The 331-nt window shown below is 70.9% G+C and carries 1 protein-coding gene; it reads right to left on the minus strand.

What is annotated here, in order from left to right; all coding sequences use genetic code 11:
- On the minus strand, positions 1 to 331 hold a 331-nt coding region (locus tag D0T11_RS22885; protein WP_182888577.1), incomplete at both ends, for an Ig-like domain-containing protein.

Consider the following 331-nt stretch of genomic DNA (forward strand, 5'->3'; position numbering starts at 1 on the left):
GCCGTAACCGTTACGCTGATGGCGGCCGAAGTGGTGGTGGCCCCGGCGTTGTCGGTGGCGCGGGCCGTGAGGCTAAGCGGGCCGGCGGCGGCGGGCGAGAAGCTGAGCGTGTAAGGAGCCGAAGTGTCTTCGCCGAGCTTGGTAGCGCCRCTGAAGAATTCGACTTTGCTCACGGAGCCGTCGGCGTCGGCGGCGGTGGCCGTCAGGGCCAGGGCCGTGTTCACCGTTACCGAGTTGCTGGCGGCGGCCAGGCTCACGGTCGGGGCCTGGTTGGCGGCGGCCGCGTGCTTCCACACTTCCACGCCCGACAGGTTGGGGTGCCCGCCCGAGG

Source organism: Hymenobacter rubripertinctus (genome assembly GCF_003583925.1).
In the GTDB taxonomy this organism is placed as follows: domain Bacteria; phylum Bacteroidota; class Bacteroidia; order Cytophagales; family Hymenobacteraceae; genus Hymenobacter; species Hymenobacter rubripertinctus.